Below are 1,219 nucleotides of genomic sequence, written 5' to 3'. Positions count from 1 at the left end.
CCAACAACCCGGCGGCGGTCRCGGCTGCTGCGGCCAACCCGGGTTCACAGGTGGTCACCAGCCCCGGTCTGGATGGCCTGTTCGGCACCGCCGACGACGTTTCCGTTGTCAATATTCCTAATATCACGCCGGACGCGGGCCTGACCGCGCCCTTCAACGCCTGGATGACCTTCTTCGGCCAGTTCTTCGACCACGGCCTGGACCTGGTCACCAAAGGCGGCAGCGGCACGGTTTTCATTCCGCTACAGCCCGACGATCCACTGTTCGTGCCTGGTAGCCCGACCAACTTCATGGTGTTGACGCGGGCCACCAATCTGCCCGGCGCCGATGGCATCCTCGGCACCGCCGATGACATCCACGATCAGAGCAACACCACCTCGCCGTTTGTCGATCAGAACCAGACCTACAGCTCGCATCCTTCGCACCAGGTATTCCTGCGCGGCTATGAGCTCAACGCCGCCGGCGACCCGGTCGCCACCGGCAAGCTGATCACCAATCGTGACCTGGGTGTCGATGGTGTGTTCGGCACCGCCGACGACGTCGAAATCGGTGGCATGGCCACCTGGAAGGTGGTCAAGGCCCAGGCCCATGATCTGCTCGGGATCAACCTGACCGATGCGGATGTGTTCGACCTGCCGTTGCTGGCAACCGACGCCTATGGCAACTTCATCAAGGGCCCCAACGGCCTTCCGCAAGTCGTGATGAAGGGTCCGGATGGCATTGCCGGCACCGCCGATGACATACTCGTCGAGGGTGATCGGGCCGCGCCAATCAGCCTGACGAACACCGTGCGCACCGGTCACCAGTTCCTCATTGACATCGCCCACAGCGCCGATCCGACCGGCGGCCTGACGCCTGATGCGGACACTGTCATTGGCGGCCCGCAAGCGCCCGGCACCTACGACAACGAGTTGTTGGATGCGCACTTCATCGCCGGCGATGGCCGCGTCAACGAGAACATTGGCCTGACCACCGTTCACTCCGTTTTCCACCACGAGCACAACCGTCTGGTTGATCAGACCAAGGCGACGGTCCTGGCCTCCGCCGACCTCGTCTTCCTGAACCAGTGGCTGATGCCCGACGCMCAACTGACGGCGTTGCCGGTGACGGCGGCCGACATCGCGGCCCTGCACTGGAACGGCGAGCGGTTGTTCCAGGCCGCCAAGTTCGGTACCGAGATGCAGTACCAGCACCTGGTGTTCGAGGAGTTCGCGCGCAC

General features: G+C 63.7%; 1 protein-coding gene. It reads left to right on the top strand.

Features of this window, described 5'->3' with window-relative positions:
* The coding region (locus tag ACXRVY_RS30120) for a peroxidase family protein (RefSeq protein WP_458239088.1) at positions 1–1,219 on the top strand (1,219 nt) is incomplete at both ends.

The organism is Pseudomonas sp. P5_A2_2 (assembly GCF_054177685.1).
Note: the sequence above shows the minus strand (reverse complement) of the source record. Positions and strands in the feature narration are given on the sequence as shown.